The organism is Variovorax sp. Sphag1AA, from assembly GCF_014192575.1.
Classification (GTDB): domain Bacteria; phylum Pseudomonadota; class Gammaproteobacteria; order Burkholderiales; family Burkholderiaceae_C; genus Variovorax.
Map to the genome: position 1 here is coordinate 612,815 of NZ_JACHYC010000001.1, position 15,847 is coordinate 628,661.

The following is a 15,847-nucleotide window of genomic DNA, read 5'->3' on the forward strand; positions in this document are numbered from 1 at the left end:
GTATAGGCGGCGGTTTACGCCTGCGGGTGGAATTGGCGGCGGGGTGATGCTCATTCCGCCAGGGGCAGCGCACTCGTGCACTTGAACTCGTCCAGGCAAACGCTGGAGCGCACACCGTCCACCCCGGGCAGCCGCATCAGCTTCTCGATCAGGAACTGAGACAGCCCCTTCAGGTCGCGAGCGATGACCTTCATCACGAAGTCGTAGTCGCCGGTGATCGAGTAGCACTCCAGCACTTCCGGCAGGTCGGTCACCACGTTGGTGAACTTCGACAGGTCGCGGATGTGGCCCTTTTCCATCGCCACCAGGATGAAGGCGACCACGTGCAGGTCGAGCCGGGCAGGGGCCAGTCGCGTTTCATAGCGGGCGATGTAGCCGGCTTCTTCCAGGCGCCGGTGGCGACGGTGGCACTGCGCGGGCGACAGGCCTGCGGCCTCGGCCAGCTCCAGGTTGGAGGCCCTGCCGTGCTCCTGCAGGAAGGCCAGGATCTTGCGGTCGATACGGTCCAGATCGGCTTCGTACAAGATTTGCTCCTCATTCAGCCTAAAGAAGAAATTCTATTTCTCGCCTGAGGGTTCGCCCGGGTCCCGGATGAAAGCAGATTTTTCGCGTGGAAGTTCAAACTTCTCCCTCTGGAAAGCAGTGATTCGGCGTGGCTCACGAGGCCCTTGTGACGGAGTGCTTTCCTTTATTGAAACCCACTCGACTATTTCTCATCAGGACTTCAAAGTGAAACATTCTTTCGTTCGTTCCACCCTCGGCCTTCTCGCCTTCGCGCTCGCTGGTGCAGCCGCTCCGAGCCACGCTTCCGACAAGACCGTCTCGGTGGCCGTCACCTCGATCGTCGAACACAAGGCTCTCGACGCAGTGCGCGATGGCGTCAAGGATGAGCTGAAGTCCGCAGGCTTCGAAGCCGGCAAGAACCTCAAGTACGAATACCAGAGCGCGCAGGGCAACAACGGCACCGCCGCGCAGATCGCGCGCAAGTACGTCGGCGAGCGTCCGGACGTGATCGTCGCGATCGCCACGCCCTCCGCGCAGGCCGTGGTTGCCGCGAGCAAGGACATCCCCGTGGTCTACAGCGCGGTGACCGATCCGGTCGCGGCCAAGCTGGTGAAGGGCTGGGAGGCCTCGGGCACGAACGTGACCGGCGTTTCGGACCTCTCGCCGCTGGACAAGCACTTGGCCCTGATCAAGCGTGTGGTGCCCAACGCCAAGCGCGTGGGTGTCATCTACAGCCCGGGCGAGGCCAACTCGGTCGCGATCATCGAGGCGCTGAAGAAGGCGATGCCGGCCGCCGGCCTGACGCTGGTGGAAGGCGCCGCGGCGCGCACCGTGGACGTCGCGAGCGCGGCGCAGAGCCTCGTCGGCAAGGTGGACGTGATCTACGCGCCGACCGACAACAACGTGATGTCTGCCTTCGAGGGCATCGTGAAGGTGGCCCAGCAGGCCAAGATCCCGGTCGTGGCGGCAGACACCGATGCCGTCAAGCGCGGCGCGGTCGCGGCGCTGGGCCTCAACTACTACGACATCGGCCACCAGACCGGCAAGATCGTCGTGCGCATCCTGCAAGGCCAGGCGCCGGGCACGATCGCCTCGCAGACCAGCGACAACTTCGAGCTGCACGTGAATCCGGCTGCGGCACAGAAGCAGGGTGTCACGCTCTCGGATGAGCTGGTCAAGTCGGCGCAAGTCGTCGTCAGGTAAGCACGGCTCGCGCTGGCGGAGGCTCGCTCCATGTCACTCATCGCTTCGCTCGGCGCCATCGAGATCGGTCTGATCTTCGGACTGGTCGCGCTCGGCGTCTATCTGTCGTTTCGCATCATCAACTTTCCGGACCTCACGGTCGACGGCAGCTTTCCGCTCGGCGGGGCCGTCGCCGCGGCGCTGATCGTGGCGGGGTGGAACCCCTTCGCCGCGACGGGCGTGGCCATCGCGGCCGGCGCGCTGTCTGGCTGGCTCACCGCTTGGCTGAATGTGCGGCTGCGCATCATGCAGTTGCTCGCCAGCATCCTCGTGATGATCGCGCTGTACTCGGTCAACCTGCGCGTCATGGGCAAGCCCAACATCGCTCTGATCGACGAGCCCACGGTGTTCAGCATGCTGGCGTTCGGCGGCATGCCGGACTACCTGCTCAAGCCGCTGGTGCTGCTGGCCATCGTGGTCGCGGTCAAGGTGCTGCTTGACCTGTTCTTCGCCTCCGAAGCGGGTCTCGCGATGCGCGCCACCGGCAGCAATCCGCGCATGGCACGTGCGCAGGGGATATCGACCGACCGCCAGACCATCTGCGGGTTGGCGCTGTCGAACGGGCTGGTCGCGCTGGCTGGCGCGCTCTTCGTGCAGAGCCAGGGCGGGGCGGACATCTCGATGGGCATCGGCACCATCGTGGTCGGTCTCGCGGCCGTGATCATCGGCGAGACGATCCTGCCGGCGCGCAGCCTGGTTGTGACCACGCTGGCCTGCGTGCTCGGTGCGGTGCTCTACCGCTTCTTCATCGCGCTGGCGCTCAACAGCGACTTCATCGGCCTGAAGGCCCAGGACCTGAACCTGGTGACGGCTGTTCTCGTCGCGTTCGCGCTGCTCGTGCCGGCCTGGAAGCGCAAGCTGCCGGCACGCCGGGCGGCCACGCGCACCGTTTCTTCGATTGCTGCCAAGGGAGTTCGCTGATGTTGCACGCCAAGGGTCTCGAAATCACCTTCAATCCCGGCACGCCGATCGAGAACCGTGTTTTGCGCGGGCTGGACCTGAAGATCCCCACGGGGCAGTTCGTCACCGTGATCGGTTCCAACGGCGCAGGCAAGTCGACCTTCCTGAACGCGGTCAGTGGCGACTTGCTGGTCGATCGCGGCACGATCCACATCGACGGCGAGGACGTCACGCGACGTGCCGCATGGCAGCGTTCGGACATGGTGGCGCGCGTCTTCCAGGACCCGATGGCCGGCACCTGCGAGGCGCTGACGATCGAAGAGAACATGGCGCTGGCCTGGAAGCGCGGCGCCCGGCGCGGCTTCAGCCTGTCGCTGACGCGCAGCCTGCGCGAGTTCTTCCGCGAGAAGCTGCGCATCCTCAACCTCGGCCTGGAAAACCGCCTGGCCGATCGCATGGGGCTGCTGTCGGGTGGACAGCGGCAGGCGGTGAGCCTGTTGATGGCCTCGCTGCAGCCGTCGCGCATCCTGCTGCTGGACGAGCACACGGCGGCGCTCGACCCGAAGACTGCGGCGTTCGTGCTGGAGCTCACCGCACGCATCGTCGAGGCCAGCAAGCTGACGGCCATGATGGTCACGCACAGCATGAGGCAGGCGCTGGACTACGGCACGCGCACGGTGATGCTGCACGAGGGGCGCGTGATCCTCGACGTTGCCGGCAAAGAGCGCACCGGCATGGACGTGCCTGACCTGCTCGACATGTTCGAAAAGACCCGCGGCGAGAAGCTCGACGACGACAAGCTGCTTCTGGCCTAACCCCAATGAATTCTGAAAGACAGAGATGAAAGAACTGCTGACCCGTTTCGAGAACAAGGCGCCCGAGATCGTCTTTGAATGGCACGACGCCGAAACGCCCGCCAAGGGCTGGGTCGTCATCAATTCGCTGCGCGGCGGCGCCGCGGGTGGTGGAACGCGCATGCGTGCCGGACTGGACCGGCGCGAGGTTGAATCGCTGGCGAAGACCATGGAGGTCAAGTTCAGCGTTTCCGGCCCGGCCATCGGCGGCGCGAAGTCGGGCATCGACTTCGACCCGGCTGATCCCCGCAAGAACGACGTGCTGCGGCGCTGGTACAAGGCGGTGACGCCGCTGCTCAAGACCTACTACGGCACCGGCGGCGACCTCAACGTCGACGAGGTGCATGAAGTGATCCCGATCACCGAGAGCTATGGCCTCTGGCATCCGCAGGAAGGCGTGGTCAACGGGCATTTCGCGCCCAGCGACAGCGAGCGTATCCAGAAGGTCGGCCAACTTCGCATGGGCGTCGCCAAGGTGGTGGAAGACCGCCAGTATTCGCCCGACATTGCGCGCAGGTACGTGGTGGCCGATCTGATCACCGGCTGGGGCGTGGCCGAATCGGTGCGTCACTACTACCAGCTGTATGGGGGCAGCGTCGCCGGCAAGCGTGTCATCGTGCAGGGCTGGGGCAATGTCGGCTCCGCCGCGGCTTACTACCTTGCTCAGGCCGGCGCGAAGGTCGTGGGGATCATCGACCGCGAGGGCGGACTGCTGAATCCGGACGGCTTCAACTTCGAGCAGGTCCGCCAGCTCTTTCTCGAAAAGAAGGGGAATCAGTTGTCGGCGAAGTACATGCTGCGCTTCGACGAAATCGACAGCCTCGTCTGGAGCGCGGGCGCCGAGATCTTCCTGCCGTGCGCAGGGTCACGGCTCGTGACCCGCGAGCAGGTCGCTGCGCTGGTGGAAGGCGGCCTCGAAGTGGTGTCCAGCGGCGCGAACGTGCCTTTTGCTGACAGCGAGATCTTCTACGGCCCGATCTACGAGCAGGCCGATTCACAGGTCGCCGTGATCCCCGACTTCATCGCCAACTGCGGCATGGCGCGCGCGTTCGCGTTCCTGATGGGAGGCGATGCGGATGTGTCCGATGCAGCGATCTTCGGTGACGTGTCGGCCACGGTGGCCGCGGCGCTCGAACGCTGCCATGCGCGTTCGAGCGAGCGCACCGGCATCGCGCGCACGGCTTTCGAGAACGCGCTGACCCAGCTCGTGTAGTCAGCGCCGGTCGGCGTTGCTCAGCGCTTCTTCGAGCCGAAGATGCCGCCGAGCACGCCGCGCAGGATCTCCTTGCCGACGGTCGTTCCCATGGTGCGTACAGCCGACTTCGCCATGGTTTGAGCCAGGCCGTCGTGCTTGCCGCCGCGCGGGCCCGTCGAGCCGAACAGGATTTCGTTGAGACTGCCCATCAGTCCGCCGTCACCTTGTGCCGGCGCTGCCGCACCCGCCTTGCCGGTGGCGGCGGGGGCGCCCGGTGCAGACTCGGCGCGGCCCTTGAGCTTTTCGTACGCCGATTCGCGATCGACCGCCTTTTCGTAGACGCCGGCGACCAGCGAGTTCGCGATGAGCGCCTGCCGCTGAGCTGGGGTGATCGGCCCGATCTGGCTGCCGGGCGGCAACACATAAACGCGCTCGGTCACGGAGGGGCGGCCTTTGTCGTCCAGGAAGCTGACCAGCGCCTCGCCGACCGCGAGTTCGGTGATGGCCTTCTCGATGTCGAGCCCCGGCTTCTGCCGCATCGTCGTCGCGGTGGCCTTCACCGCCTTCTGGTCGCGCGGCGTGAAGGCGCGCAACGCATGTTGCACCCTGTTGCCGAGCTGAGCGAGCACGGAGTCAGGGATGTCGAGCGGGTTCTGCGTGACGAAGAAGACGCCAACGCCCTTGGAACGCACCAAGCGCACCACCAGCTCGATGCGTTCGATCAGCGCCTTGGGCGCTTCATTGAAGAGCAGGTGGGCCTCGTCGAAGAAGAACACCAGCTTGGGTTGGTCCGGGTCGCCGATTTCAGGCAGCTGCTCGAACAGCTCCGACAGCATCCACAGCAGGAAGGTCGCGTAGAGCCGCGGGGAGTTCATCAGCTTGTCGGCAGCCAGGATGTTCACCACACCCTTGCCGCCCTCGGTCTGCATGAAATCGGCGATGTTGAGCATCGGCTCGCCGAAGAACTTGTCGCCGCCCTGGCTTTCGATCTGCAGCAGGCCGCGCTGGATCGCGCCGATGCTGGCGGCGCTGATGTTGCCGTATTGGGTGGTGAACTGGCTTGCGTTCTCGCCCACGTACTGGAGCATCGCGCGCAGGTCCTTGAGGTCGAGCAGCAGCAGGCCGTTGTCGTCCGCGATCTTGAACACCAGGTTGAGCACGCCCGACTGGGTGTCGTTGAGGTCGAGCATGCGGCCAAGCAGCAGCGGCCCCATGTCGGAAATGGTCGCGCGAACCGGGTGGCCTTGTTCGCCGAACACGTCCCACAGGGTGACGGGGCAGGCGAGAGGGGCGGGCGCATCGATGCCACGCTCCTTGAGCGAGGCGGCCATCTTGTCGCCGATGCTGCCTTTCTGGCTGGCGCCGGTCAGGTCGCCCTTCACGTCGGCCATGAAAACAGGCACCCCGATGGCGGACAGTTTCTCGGCAATGGTCTGCAGCGTGACGGTCTTGCCGGTGCCGGTGGCCCCGGTGATCAGGCCGTGCCGATTGGTCAGGCCCGGCAGCAGGTTGCATTCGATCGCGTCGTGACGCGCGATGAGGAGTGGATCGGCCATGGATGGATTCCGGTCGTTGCGAGAGGCAGCCAGTCTAGCGAAGCGGGCCTCCCTATAATTCCAAAAACCCGAGCGATAGTTTTTTCACAAGTTCCGGAGTTATCTTTTGTCATCGACCGCACAATCCCCGATTCCCGCCACTGGCGACGCTTCCGAACAGTCCCCCCTGGAGAATGAATTGGCCGTGCTTCTGGTCGAATCGCTCAACCTGGAAGTTGCTCCGGCCGACATCGTGCCGACCGCGCCGCTCTATGGCGAAGGCCTCGGTCTCGATTCGATCGACATCCTCGAAGTGGCCCTGGAAGTCTCGCGCAAGTACGGCTTCCAGCTGCGTTCGGACGACGAACGCAATCAGCAGATCTTCTCGTCGCTGCGCAGTCTTGCGACGCACGTCGCGCAGAACCGCGGCGCTTCCTGATCCATGTCTCGATGGCGCATGGCGCTCCTGCTGATCGCGGGGGTGGCCTATGCCTGTGTTTCCCAGTGGATGATGCTCTACCACCCAGCGGAGCCGTGGGCGATCGTGGCATTGCTCGGCCCGTTGTGGCTGACCGCCATGGGGCTCGCCGGCAGCCGTTTCGGGGGGCGGGGGCTGGCGTTCTCGGTGGTCGGTGGCGCCGTACTGTTCGCGCTCGTGATCCGTGGCGATGCGGGCGACACGAATCGCCTCTACATGCTCCAGCATGTGGGCATCAACGCGCTTCTTTGCGGGTGGTTCGGCGGCACGCTGCGCGCCGGCAGGCTGTCGCTCATCGGGCAGTTCGCGCAGCGCGTGCATCCGCTTTCGCCCGCCCATGTGGTCTACACCGCCCAGGTGACCCGGGTCTGGACCTTCTATTTCGCCGCGATGGCGCTCGCCTCTGTCGTAGTCTTCGAGACCCAGTCCTTCGCGATCTGGTCGGTGCTCGCGAATCTGGTGACGCCGCTGATGATCGTTGCGCTCTTCCTGGGCGAACACTTGCTGCGTTATCGGCTCCATCCCGAATTCGAACGCACCCGTCTCGTGGATGCGGTGCGTGCCTTCTACAGCACGCCGGTCAGTGGCACCGCCCGGCGTTGAACCGGACTCTGCGGTGACATCCAAATCCCTCCTGCCGCTGATTGCGGCCCGTGACCTCGACCAGCCGATCGCGTGGCGTGCCGGCGTGCCCGTGAGCGCACGCGAGTTCCTTGCCGACGTAGCCCGCTTCGCGCCGCAGCTGCGCGACGGTGGCCCGGTCGTGAACCTGTGCGTGGACCGCTACGCGTTCACCGTCAGCCTTGCCGCGGCGCTGGCGCGTGGTGAGACCAGCTTCCTGCCGCCCGACGCGCGGCCCGACACGCTCGCTCGCCTGCATGAAGTGGGCGATCCGGCATTCGCGGTGATCGACGACGCCGCGATCGAAACGCCCGGACTTCCGAACGTTCTCATCGACAAGCACGCCCCTGCCGACCGCTCGCCAGACGCGCCCATGCCGGCGTTCGATCGGGACATGCATGCGGTGAGCCTGCTGACCTCCGGCTCCACCGGCGCGCCGCAACCCCACGCAAAGAGCTGGGGCACGCTGGTCGGCAACATCGCTGCGGCGGTCCGGCGGCTGTCGGGCCTGCTTGGCCGTCCGTCGCTCGCCGGCCTGACGCTGGTCGCGACGGTGCCGGTGCAGCACAGCTACGGACTCGAGTCCTCGGCGCTGCTCGCACTGCTCGGTGGCGCCGCATTCGACAGCGGGCGGCCGTTCTTTCCCGCCGATGTGGCAAAGGCGCTGGCTTCGGTGCCGCAGCCGCGTGCGCTGGTGACCACGCCATTCCATCTGAAGACCTTGCTGCTGGCCGGCATCGAATTGCCGCAGGTCGACCTGATCCTCTCGGCCACCGCGCCGCTGTCACCGCAACTCGCTGCGCAGGCGGAGCAGGCTTTGGGCGGCAAGCTGATCGAGATCTACGGCAGCACCGAATCCGGGCAGGTCGCCACGCGCCAGCCCACGCAGAGCGAGGTCTGGGAGACGTTCGGCGACATCCGCGTCCATCGCGAGCAGGACGAAGCCGGCAACGAGCGCTTCGTGTTCGCAGGCGACTTCATCGCCGAGCCGACGCCGATGGCGGACATTCTTGAACTGGTCGACGACCGCCGATTCCGCTTGCTGGGTCGTGCGAACGACCTGATCCACGTGGCCGGCCGGCGCAGCTCGCTGGGCTACCTGAACCATCACCTCAACAGCATCCCCGGCGTGGTGGATGGTGCTTTCTGGCTGCCGGACGACGTGGTCGACGGTGTCGTGCGGCCCGTGGCCTTCGTTGTGGCGCCGACGCTCGATGCGCAGGCGATCATCGCGGCGCTGCGCGAGCGCCTCGAGGCCGTTTTCGTGCCGCGACGCGTGGTGCATGTGAATGCCTTCCCGCGCGAAGGAACCGGCAAGCTCACCGTCAAGTCGCTGCGCGAGTTCGCGCTGGCACACCTGGCGTCGGACACCACGCCGGTGCAGCTCACGCGCGAAGTGCCCGAAGACCATCCGGCCTTCGCTGGTCACTTTCCGGGCCAGCCGCTGCTGCCTGGTGCGCTTCTGGTGGCCGAGGTGCTCGAAGCGGTGCGCGGCGTGCCCGCGCTCTCGACCCGTCTCGGCCCGAACCCGACGCTCGCAGCGGCCAAATTTCTGGCGCCGGTGCGGCCCGGCAGCGCGCTGGTGATCGATCTCGTTCCCGAAGCCGGTGCCTCGCGCGGCCTGCGTTTCGAAGTGCGCTGCGGCGATATCGTCGCCGCGAGCGGGCGCTGGACACCCGGCGTCGGCATCGCGTCATGAGCGCTTCGCCGCCAGAGGGCGGCGATTCCCGTCCACCGCAGGCCGATTGGGCGCGCGCGCCCGAGCGCAGCAACATGGTGGCGCTGCGCACCATCAGCTGGATCGCGCTGAAGCTCGGCCGGCCGGTCGCAAGGTTGGTGCTGCATCCGATCTCGCTCTACTTCCTGCTCTTTTCGCCGACGCCGCGCCGCCACATCAAGCGCTATCTGTTCCGTGCGATCGGGCCGCAGGCTGGGTGGGGCGACGGCTACCGGCTGCTGCACGCCTTTGCGTCGACGGTGCTGGACCGCCTCTATTTCCTGCGCGGGCGCATCGACCTCTTCGACGTCCATGTGCGCGGCCACGAGGCGGTCGAGGCTGAGGTCAACGCGGGGCGGGGCGCCTTCATGCTCGGTGCGCACGTCGGCAGCTTCGAGGCGCTGGGCGCCACACGGCAGAAGGAGGAGGCCCCCGCCGACATACGGCTCGCGATGCTGATGTACCAGGACAACGCGCAGCAGATCAGCGCCTTGCTCGAAGCGATCAGCCTGCCTGAACACCGGCCGCACATCATCGCGTTGGGCCGTCCACACGCGATGCTCGAATTGCGCGACTGGCTCGATTCCGGCGGCCTGGCCGGACTGCTGGCGGACCGCACCCTCAGCGGCCCCGAAGAAGCAGGCCAGCAGCGGGGCAGCAGCGTCGAACTGCCTTTCCTCGGTCAGCCCGCGCTATTCAACGACGGTCCTTTCCGTCTGGCCGCGCTGCTGCGCCGCAAGGTGTTCTTCATGGCGGGCCTCTACGTGGGCGGCGCCCGCTACGATGTCCAGTTCGAGCCGCTGGCCGATTTCAGCGAACGCATCGCCGATCCCGCCGAGCGCGAACGGCGCATTCGCGTGGCGCTCGAAAGCTACGTGGCGCGGCTCGAAGCGCTTTGCCGCGCGTATCCGTACAACTGGTTCAACTTTCATGATTTCTGGCTCGAAGATTCGGATTGATCGCTGGGGCAAGGCGATGCTCGCGGCGCTGACGCTCGCGCTGGCGACATCGTCGGCCTGGGCTTTCGACCTGCCCGAACTGATGAGCCTGCTGGCTCAGCGCAGGAGCGGGGAGGCCACCTTCACGGAACAGCGCTTCGTGCGCGGCCTCGAAGGCCCCCTGGACGCGAGCGGCGTGCTGAGCTTTACCGCGCCTGACCGCCTCATGCGGCGGACTATCACGCCGCGTCCCGAAATGATGAGCGTGGAGGGCAACATCCTGACGCTGTCGCGCAGCGGTCGCACGCGCACCGTCGCGCTCGACAGCATGCCCGAGCTGCTCGGCATGGTCGAAGCGATGCGCGGCACCCTGAGTGGCAACGCGCAAAGCCTGCAGCGCTATTTCCGCAGCACACTCACCGGCACCAGCAACGACTGGGCGCTGGAGCTCAAACCCATCGACGAGCGCCTTGCCGCGCAAGTGCGCAGCATGCGGCTGACCGGCCGCGGCGGTGAAGTGCTTGGTGTCGAGATGGAGTTCATCGGCGGCGACCGCTCGGTGATGAACATCACGCCCGACCGCCGCCCAGCCGGCGCGGCAGCGGCGCCCGCGCGATCCACGCCGTGATGGCTGGTGCTTCGTCGTCAGATGGTCGGCCCGCGAAGCTGGCGTTGTGGCTATGGCTGGTGCTGCTGGCCGTGGGCATCGCGGTCATCGCGCGTTCGCATTTCAGCGCGGACCTCTCGGCCTTCCTGCCGAAGAGCCCCGACGCGCGGCAGCGCTTGCTGATCGAGCAGCTCCAGAGCGGGATCGCCTCACGCACCATCTTCATCGGCATCGAGGGTGGCAAGGACGCCGCACAGCGTGCCGAGGTATCGCGCTCGGTCGCGTCTGCGATGCGGAAGGGCGGACTCTTCGACCAGGTCCAGAACGGTGACACCAGCGAATGGAAGGCATCGGGCACCTGGGTTTTCGACCACCGCTATCTGTTGTCGCCCGAGGTGACGCCGGATCGCTTTACCGCCGAAGGCCTGCGCGACGCGATCGTCGACACGTTGTCGCTGCTCGGCACGCCTGCGGGCAACGCGCTCAAGCCGCTGCTCGAGCGTGACCCGACTGGCGAGACACAGCGCATCGCCGAAGGGCTGATACCAGCGAGTTCGCCGCGGAGCGAGGAGGGCGTGTGGGTGTCGCGGAGCGCGCCGCGCGCGGTGATCCTCGCGACCACGCACGCGTCGGGCAGCGATCTCGATGCCGTCGCACAGGCCATCGCGCAGGTGCGTGGCGCGTTCGACGCTGCGACGCAGGGCCTCTCGGGCGACCGCCCGCAACTCCAGATGACCGGCGCACCGATCTTCTCCGTCGAGAGCCGCGACCAGATCAAGACCGAGGCGATTCATCTCGCGGTGGTGGGCGGCATCGTGATGGGAGCCTTGCTGCTGCTGGCCTTCGCATCGCCGCGCGCACTCGTCGTGGCCTTCCTGCCGGTCGCGACCGGCGTGGTCTGGGGCACCGCGACGGTAAGCCTCGTGTTCGGTTCGGTGCACGGTCTCACGTTGGGATTTGGCAGCACCCTGATCGGCGAGACGGTGGACTACGCGATCTACTACCTGATCCAGGCACGCGGTGCGGCCACGCCGGGCACCGGGTGGCGACGCTGGCGCGACATTCATTGGCCAACAGTGCGGTTGGGGCTGCTGACGTCGGTCTGCGGCTTTGCGGCACTGGTGTTCTCTGGCTTTCCGGGACTGGCGCAACTGGGCGTGTTCTCGCTCGCGGGCTTGATCGCAGCGGCGCTCGTCGCGCGCTTCGTGCTGCCGATCCTTGCGCCGGATGGCGCCACCGGCATGGGCATGCGGGCGCGGATGGCGCGCATCGCGGGCCTCCTGGTGCGCGCTCTGCCGCGCTTGCGATGGGTGTTCGTGGGTCTGGGCGTCGCGGCGTTGGTGCTGGTGGTGTGGCAGGGAAGCGATCTCTGGCGCGCGAGCCTCAGCGCGATGAGCCCGGTGCCGCAAGCGACCCAGAAGCTCGACGCGGAACTGCGCGCGGATATCGGCGCGAGCGACGGTGGCACGCTGGTCGTGATCCAGGGTGCCGACTTGCAATCGGCGCTGCGCAACACGGAGGCCGCCGGTACGCGCCTCGATGCGCTGGTCGACAAGGGGGACCTCGCGGGCTACGAAACCGTTTCGCGACTGTTGCCAAGTGAAGCGGCGCAGAAGGCGCGGCTCGCGAGCCTTCCCGATGCGGACGCCTTGCGCGCGCGGCTTGCCGAAGCCACGCGCGGTTTGCCGCTGTCGGCGTCGCGACTCGAACCTTTCATTGCGGATGTCCAGGCTGCCAAGGGGCTGCCGGTGACCCAGCGCGCCGATCTGAAGGGCGGCCCGCTCGACGCGGTGCTCAGTGCGCTGATGTTCGAACGGCAGGCCGGGGGGTGGGCCACGCTGATCGCGCTGCATCCGGGCGCGAGCTTCGATGCCGGTCGGCTCGCGGCCGCGCTCGACGGGGTGCCGGATGTGCAGGTGGTCAACGTGGGTGACGAACTGTCGAGCCTTTACCAGCGCTATCTGCACGAGGCCTTCGTTCAGGTGATGCTCGGCGCGCTCGCGGTGGTGATCCTGCTCGGTGCCTACCTTCGATCGGGCCGCCGGTTGCTGGCGGTGTGCCAGCCGCTCGCCGTGGCCGTGGTGCTCACGTTGGGCGGCATGGCGGCTCTGCATGTGCCGCTGGGGATCCTGCATCTGGTGGGTCTGCTGTTGATCGTCGCCGTCGGATCGAACTACGCCTTGTTCTTCGACCAACTGCGCGAGACCGGCCGCGCTGACGAAGACACGCTGGCGTCGCTGATGCTGGCAAACCTGACGACGGTGATCTCGTTCGGGCTGATCGCGATTTCCAACATCCCCGCGCTGTCGTCGATCGGCCGCGTGGTGGCACCCGGTGCGCTGCTGGCACTGCTGCTGTCCGCCGCGTTTGCGCGCGCGACCGCGCCGCTCGCTCCCAAGGCGCGCTGATGGGAGAATCGTTCGGCTATACGCCCTGAGAGCCCATGTCGCAAGTCCTTCCCATATCCAACCGCGAATCCTGGCCATGGCCGCCGGCCATCCAGGCCAGCGCCTTGGTGCATGTCGTGGCGCTGGGTGCGGGGCTGTTCGTGTCGGGCGCGTGGCCATGGGCGATCGGCGCGCTTGTGTTGAACCATGCGGTCATCACGGCGGCAGGCCTGACGCCGCGCAGCAGCCTGCTCGGCCCCAATGTCACGCGGTTGCCGGCAAGTGCGGTGGCGCGGCGCGAAATCGCGATCACCATCGACGATGGTCCCGATCCGGATGTCACGCCGAAGGTGCTGGACCTGCTTGATGCGCATGGCCAGCGTGCGACGTTCTTCTGCATCGCAGAACGGGTGCTCGAACATCCTGCGCTGGCGCGCGAGATCATCGCGCGCGGCCACAGCATCCAGAACCACACTGCGCGGCATCGACACAACTTCTCGTTCCTCGGCCCGCGTGGGTTCGCGCGGGAAATCTCGCGTGCTCAGCAGGTGCTGGAGGAAGTCACCGGCGAGCGGCCCAGCTGCTTCCGTGCACCCGCGGGGCTGCGCAATCCTTTTCTGGCGCCTGTGCTGCACCGGATGGGCCTGTCGCTGATCAGCTGGACGCGCCGCGGCTTCGACACCCGCGAGGGCAATCCCGCGACTGTGCTGTCCCGGCTCACCGACGGTCTGGCAGCGGGCGACATCCTGCTGTTGCACGACGGTCATGCCGCGCGCACCGCGCTGGGGCAGCCCGTCATCCTCGAGGCGCTCCCCAAGTTGCTGGCGCGTGTGCAGGCCGATGGCCTCCGTGCCGTGACCTTGCCGGAGGGCTTGTCGACATGAGTCGTCGGTCGTTCGCCGCATCTTCCAGAGTTCTTTCATGAGTGCCCAGATTTCCACGGACGCCGCCTGGCGTCGATTGCATGAGCGCGCGAGCGCGCCGTACAGGAAGGCCGGCAAGTTCGCCTGGCACTTCGCGCGCGGCAAGCTCGGGCGCGATCCTGTTTTTCGCGGCCTCATCGAACGCGGCCTGATCGGCGAGCGCCGTGCGCGCGTGGTCGACATCGGTTGCGGGCAAGGTCTGTTCGCGAGCCTTCTTTCGGCCATGAGCGCGATGCAGGCGCGGCCGGGCGAATGGCCCGCGACCTGGCCCGCCACACCGCCCTCGGCAAGCTACACCGGCGTCGAGTTGATGCCCAAGGATGTGGCGCGCGCCGAGGCTTCGGTGGGCCATCTGCAGCCGACACCGCGCTTCGTGTGCGGCGACATGTGCACCACGCAATTGCCCGAGACCGATCTCGTCGTGATCCTCGATGTGCTGCACTACGTGGACCTCGAAGCGCAAGAGGGCGTCCTGCGGCGCGTCCGCGATGCGTTGCAGCCGGGCGGGCGCCTGTTGCTGCGCGTGGGCGATGCGGACAGCCGACGTGGCTTCGCGATCAGCCAGTGGGTCGATCGCACTGTCACGCGCATCCGCGGGCACCAGGTGTCGCCCACGTGGGGCCGGCCCCTCAAGGATTGGAAGGCGCTGCTGGAGCGCCTCGGTTTCTCGGTCCAGAGCATTCCGATGAGCGAGGGCACTCCCTTCGCGAACGTGCTGCTGGTGGCCGATCTCAAGGATTCGCGATGACCGCACCTCAAACCATGGACCAGGCCGGCATTGCACGCCGCATTCCCCACAGCGGCACGATGTGCCTGCTGGAGCGCCTCGAATCGTGGGACGCGAACCGCATCCACTGCACGACGGGCACGCACACGCGCCCGGACAATCCGCTGCGCACCGCGAGCGGCCTGCTGTCGCCGAACCTCGTCGAATACGCGGCGCAGGCCATGGCATTGCATGGCGGCCTGCTCGCACCCGAAGACAGCGAGCCCTCGGCCGGATTTCTGGCGAGCGCGCGTGGGGTGCGGCTGGCCGTCGAGCGCATCGATGAGGTGGCCGGCGCCTTGCATGTGCATGCCGAACGCGTCTCGGGCGACGCGACGCAGATCCTCTACGAATTCGCGGTGAAGGATGCAGAGGGCCGTGCGTTGGCAGAGGGCCGCGCCGTCGTCGTGCTCAACACACCGCTTGCCAACTGAAGGAAGTCCATGAGTCTCACAGGAAAACGTGCGCTGGTGACCGGCGCCAGCGGTGCCCTCGGTGCCGCGATCGCGCAGCGTCTCGCGCGCGATGGCGCGACAGTGCTGCTGCACGCGAATTCACGCCCCGAATCGGTGGAGCAGCTTGCAGCCACCATCGCCGCGGCCGGCGGCAAGGCCGAGTGCGTGGTGTTTGATCTGCGCAGTGACGAGGCTGCGCGTGAGGCCTGCGAGCGCATGCTCAAGGATGGTCCGGTGCAGGTCATCGTCAACAACGCCGGTGTGCACGACGACGCGGTGCTCCCGGGCATGCAGCCCGAGCAGTGGCACAAGGTGATCGATGTGTCGCTCAACGGATTCTTCCGCGTCACGCAGCCATTGCTTCTGCCGATGTTGCGCACGCGCTGGGGACGCATCTTGAACATCTCCTCGGTGGCGTCGCTGACCGGCAATCGTGGGCAGGTCAACTATGCGGCGGCAAAGGGTGCGCTCAACAGCGCCACGAAGTCGCTGTCGCTGGAAGTGGCGGCACGCGGCGTGACGGTGAACGCGATCGCGCCCGGCATCATTGCCTCGCCAATGGCCGACGGCGTATTCGACTCGGCAATGATCAACCAGCTCGTGCCCGCGAAGCGCGCCGGCACCCCCGAGGAAGTGGCCGCACTGGCCGGATTCCTTGCCAGCGACGAGGCTGCCTACATCACGGGGCAGGTCATCTCGATCAACGGCGGGATGATCTGACATCT

At 66.7% G+C, this 15,847-nt stretch carries 16 protein-coding genes; 14 read left to right on the forward strand and 2 right to left on the reverse strand.

Features of this window, described 5'->3' with window-relative positions; translation table 11 throughout:
• Positions 1-50 precede the first annotated feature (50 nt).
• The gene (locus tag FHW64_RS03030) at positions 51-524 is read right to left on the reverse strand and encodes an Lrp/AsnC family transcriptional regulator (RefSeq protein ID WP_184522936.1); all 474 of its coding nucleotides are present in this window, start codon (positions 522-524) and stop codon (positions 51-53) included.
• A gap of 205 nt (positions 525-729) precedes the next feature.
• Between FHW64_RS03030 and FHW64_RS03035 the strand changes: the two genes are divergently transcribed.
• The 4 genes from FHW64_RS03035 to FHW64_RS03050 are packed head-to-tail and all read left to right on the forward strand — an operon-like array spanning position 730 to position 4,713.
• Positions 730-1,707: an ABC transporter substrate-binding protein gene (locus FHW64_RS03035; RefSeq protein WP_311733247.1), complete on the forward strand. Its 978-nt coding sequence runs from the start codon at positions 730-732 to the stop codon at positions 1,705-1,707.
• 30 nt (positions 1,708-1,737) lie between these two features.
• Positions 1,738-2,667: an ABC transporter permease gene (locus FHW64_RS03040; protein WP_184522940.1), complete on the forward strand. Its 930-nt coding sequence runs from the start codon at positions 1,738-1,740 to the stop codon at positions 2,665-2,667.
• A complete protein-coding gene (locus FHW64_RS03045) occupies positions 2,667-3,461 on the forward strand; it encodes an ABC transporter ATP-binding protein (RefSeq protein ID WP_184522942.1) in 795 nt (264 codons plus the stop codon). The genes FHW64_RS03040 and FHW64_RS03045 overlap by 1 nt, the downstream gene beginning before the upstream one ends.
• Positions 3,462-3,486: 25 nt before the next feature.
• On the forward strand, positions 3,487-4,713 hold the full coding sequence (locus FHW64_RS03050) for a Glu/Leu/Phe/Val dehydrogenase dimerization domain-containing protein (protein WP_184522944.1): 1,227 nt from the start codon (positions 3,487-3,489) through the stop codon (positions 4,711-4,713).
• 20 nt (positions 4,714-4,733) lie between these two features.
• On the opposite strand, the gene FHW64_RS03055 is transcribed toward FHW64_RS03050, so the two are convergent.
• Entirely contained in the window at positions 4,734-6,251 is a 1,518-nt protein-coding gene (locus FHW64_RS03055; RefSeq protein WP_184522946.1) for a helicase HerA-like domain-containing protein, read from the reverse strand.
• Positions 6,252-6,357: 106 nt separating this feature from the next.
• Here FHW64_RS03055 and FHW64_RS03060 point away from each other — a divergent pair, with 106 nt between their 5' ends.
• The 10 genes from FHW64_RS03060 to fabG are packed head-to-tail and all read left to right on the forward strand — an operon-like array spanning position 6,358 to position 15,842.
• Positions 6,358-6,669 carry a phosphopantetheine-binding protein gene (locus FHW64_RS03060; protein WP_184522948.1) on the forward strand — a complete coding sequence of 104 codons (312 nt, stop codon included), beginning with the start codon at positions 6,358-6,360 and terminating at the stop codon, positions 6,667-6,669.
• Positions 6,670-6,687: 18 nt separating this feature from the next.
• Positions 6,688-7,311, forward strand: a complete 624-nt coding sequence (locus FHW64_RS03065) for a hypothetical protein (RefSeq protein WP_260303616.1) — start codon at positions 6,688-6,690, stop codon at positions 7,309-7,311.
• A gap of 13 nt (positions 7,312-7,324) precedes the next feature.
• Complete coding sequence (locus FHW64_RS03070; RefSeq protein ID WP_311733248.1) at positions 7,325-9,028, forward strand: AMP-binding protein; 1,704 nt, start codon at positions 7,325-7,327, stop codon at positions 9,026-9,028.
• Positions 9,025-10,005 carry an acyl-CoA synthetase gene (locus FHW64_RS03075; protein WP_184522954.1) on the forward strand — a complete coding sequence of 327 codons (981 nt, stop codon included), beginning with the start codon at positions 9,025-9,027 and terminating at the stop codon, positions 10,003-10,005. The genes FHW64_RS03070 and FHW64_RS03075 overlap by 4 nt, the downstream gene beginning before the upstream one ends.
• A complete protein-coding gene (locus FHW64_RS03080; protein ID WP_184522956.1) occupies positions 9,977-10,612 on the forward strand; it encodes a LolA-related protein in 636 nt (211 codons plus the stop codon). The genes FHW64_RS03075 and FHW64_RS03080 overlap by 29 nt, the downstream gene beginning before the upstream one ends.
• The gene (locus FHW64_RS03085; protein ID WP_184522958.1) at positions 10,612-12,999 is read left to right on the forward strand and encodes an MMPL family transporter; all 2,388 of its coding nucleotides are present in this window, start codon (positions 10,612-10,614) and stop codon (positions 12,997-12,999) included. The genes FHW64_RS03080 and FHW64_RS03085 overlap by 1 nt, the downstream gene beginning before the upstream one ends.
• A 35-nt stretch (positions 13,000-13,034) precedes the next feature.
• The gene (locus FHW64_RS03090) at positions 13,035-13,862 is read left to right on the forward strand and encodes a polysaccharide deacetylase family protein (protein WP_184522960.1); all 828 of its coding nucleotides are present in this window, start codon (positions 13,035-13,037) and stop codon (positions 13,860-13,862) included.
• Positions 13,863-13,899: 37 nt separating this feature from the next.
• Positions 13,900-14,649: a class I SAM-dependent methyltransferase gene (locus FHW64_RS03095; RefSeq protein ID WP_184522962.1), complete on the forward strand. Its 750-nt coding sequence runs from the start codon at positions 13,900-13,902 to the stop codon at positions 14,647-14,649.
• Positions 14,646-15,101 (forward strand): hydroxymyristoyl-ACP dehydratase, encoded by a 456-nt coding sequence (locus FHW64_RS03100; RefSeq protein WP_184522964.1) that lies wholly within the window; start codon positions 14,646-14,648, stop codon positions 15,099-15,101. Before FHW64_RS03095 ends, FHW64_RS03100 begins: the two co-directional genes overlap by 4 nt.
• Positions 15,102-15,110: 9 nt before the next feature.
• Positions 15,111-15,842 carry a 3-oxoacyl-ACP reductase FabG gene (gene fabG, locus FHW64_RS03105; protein WP_184522966.1) on the forward strand — a complete coding sequence of 244 codons (732 nt, stop codon included), beginning with the start codon at positions 15,111-15,113 and terminating at the stop codon, positions 15,840-15,842.
• Positions 15,843-15,847 lie beyond the last annotated feature (5 nt).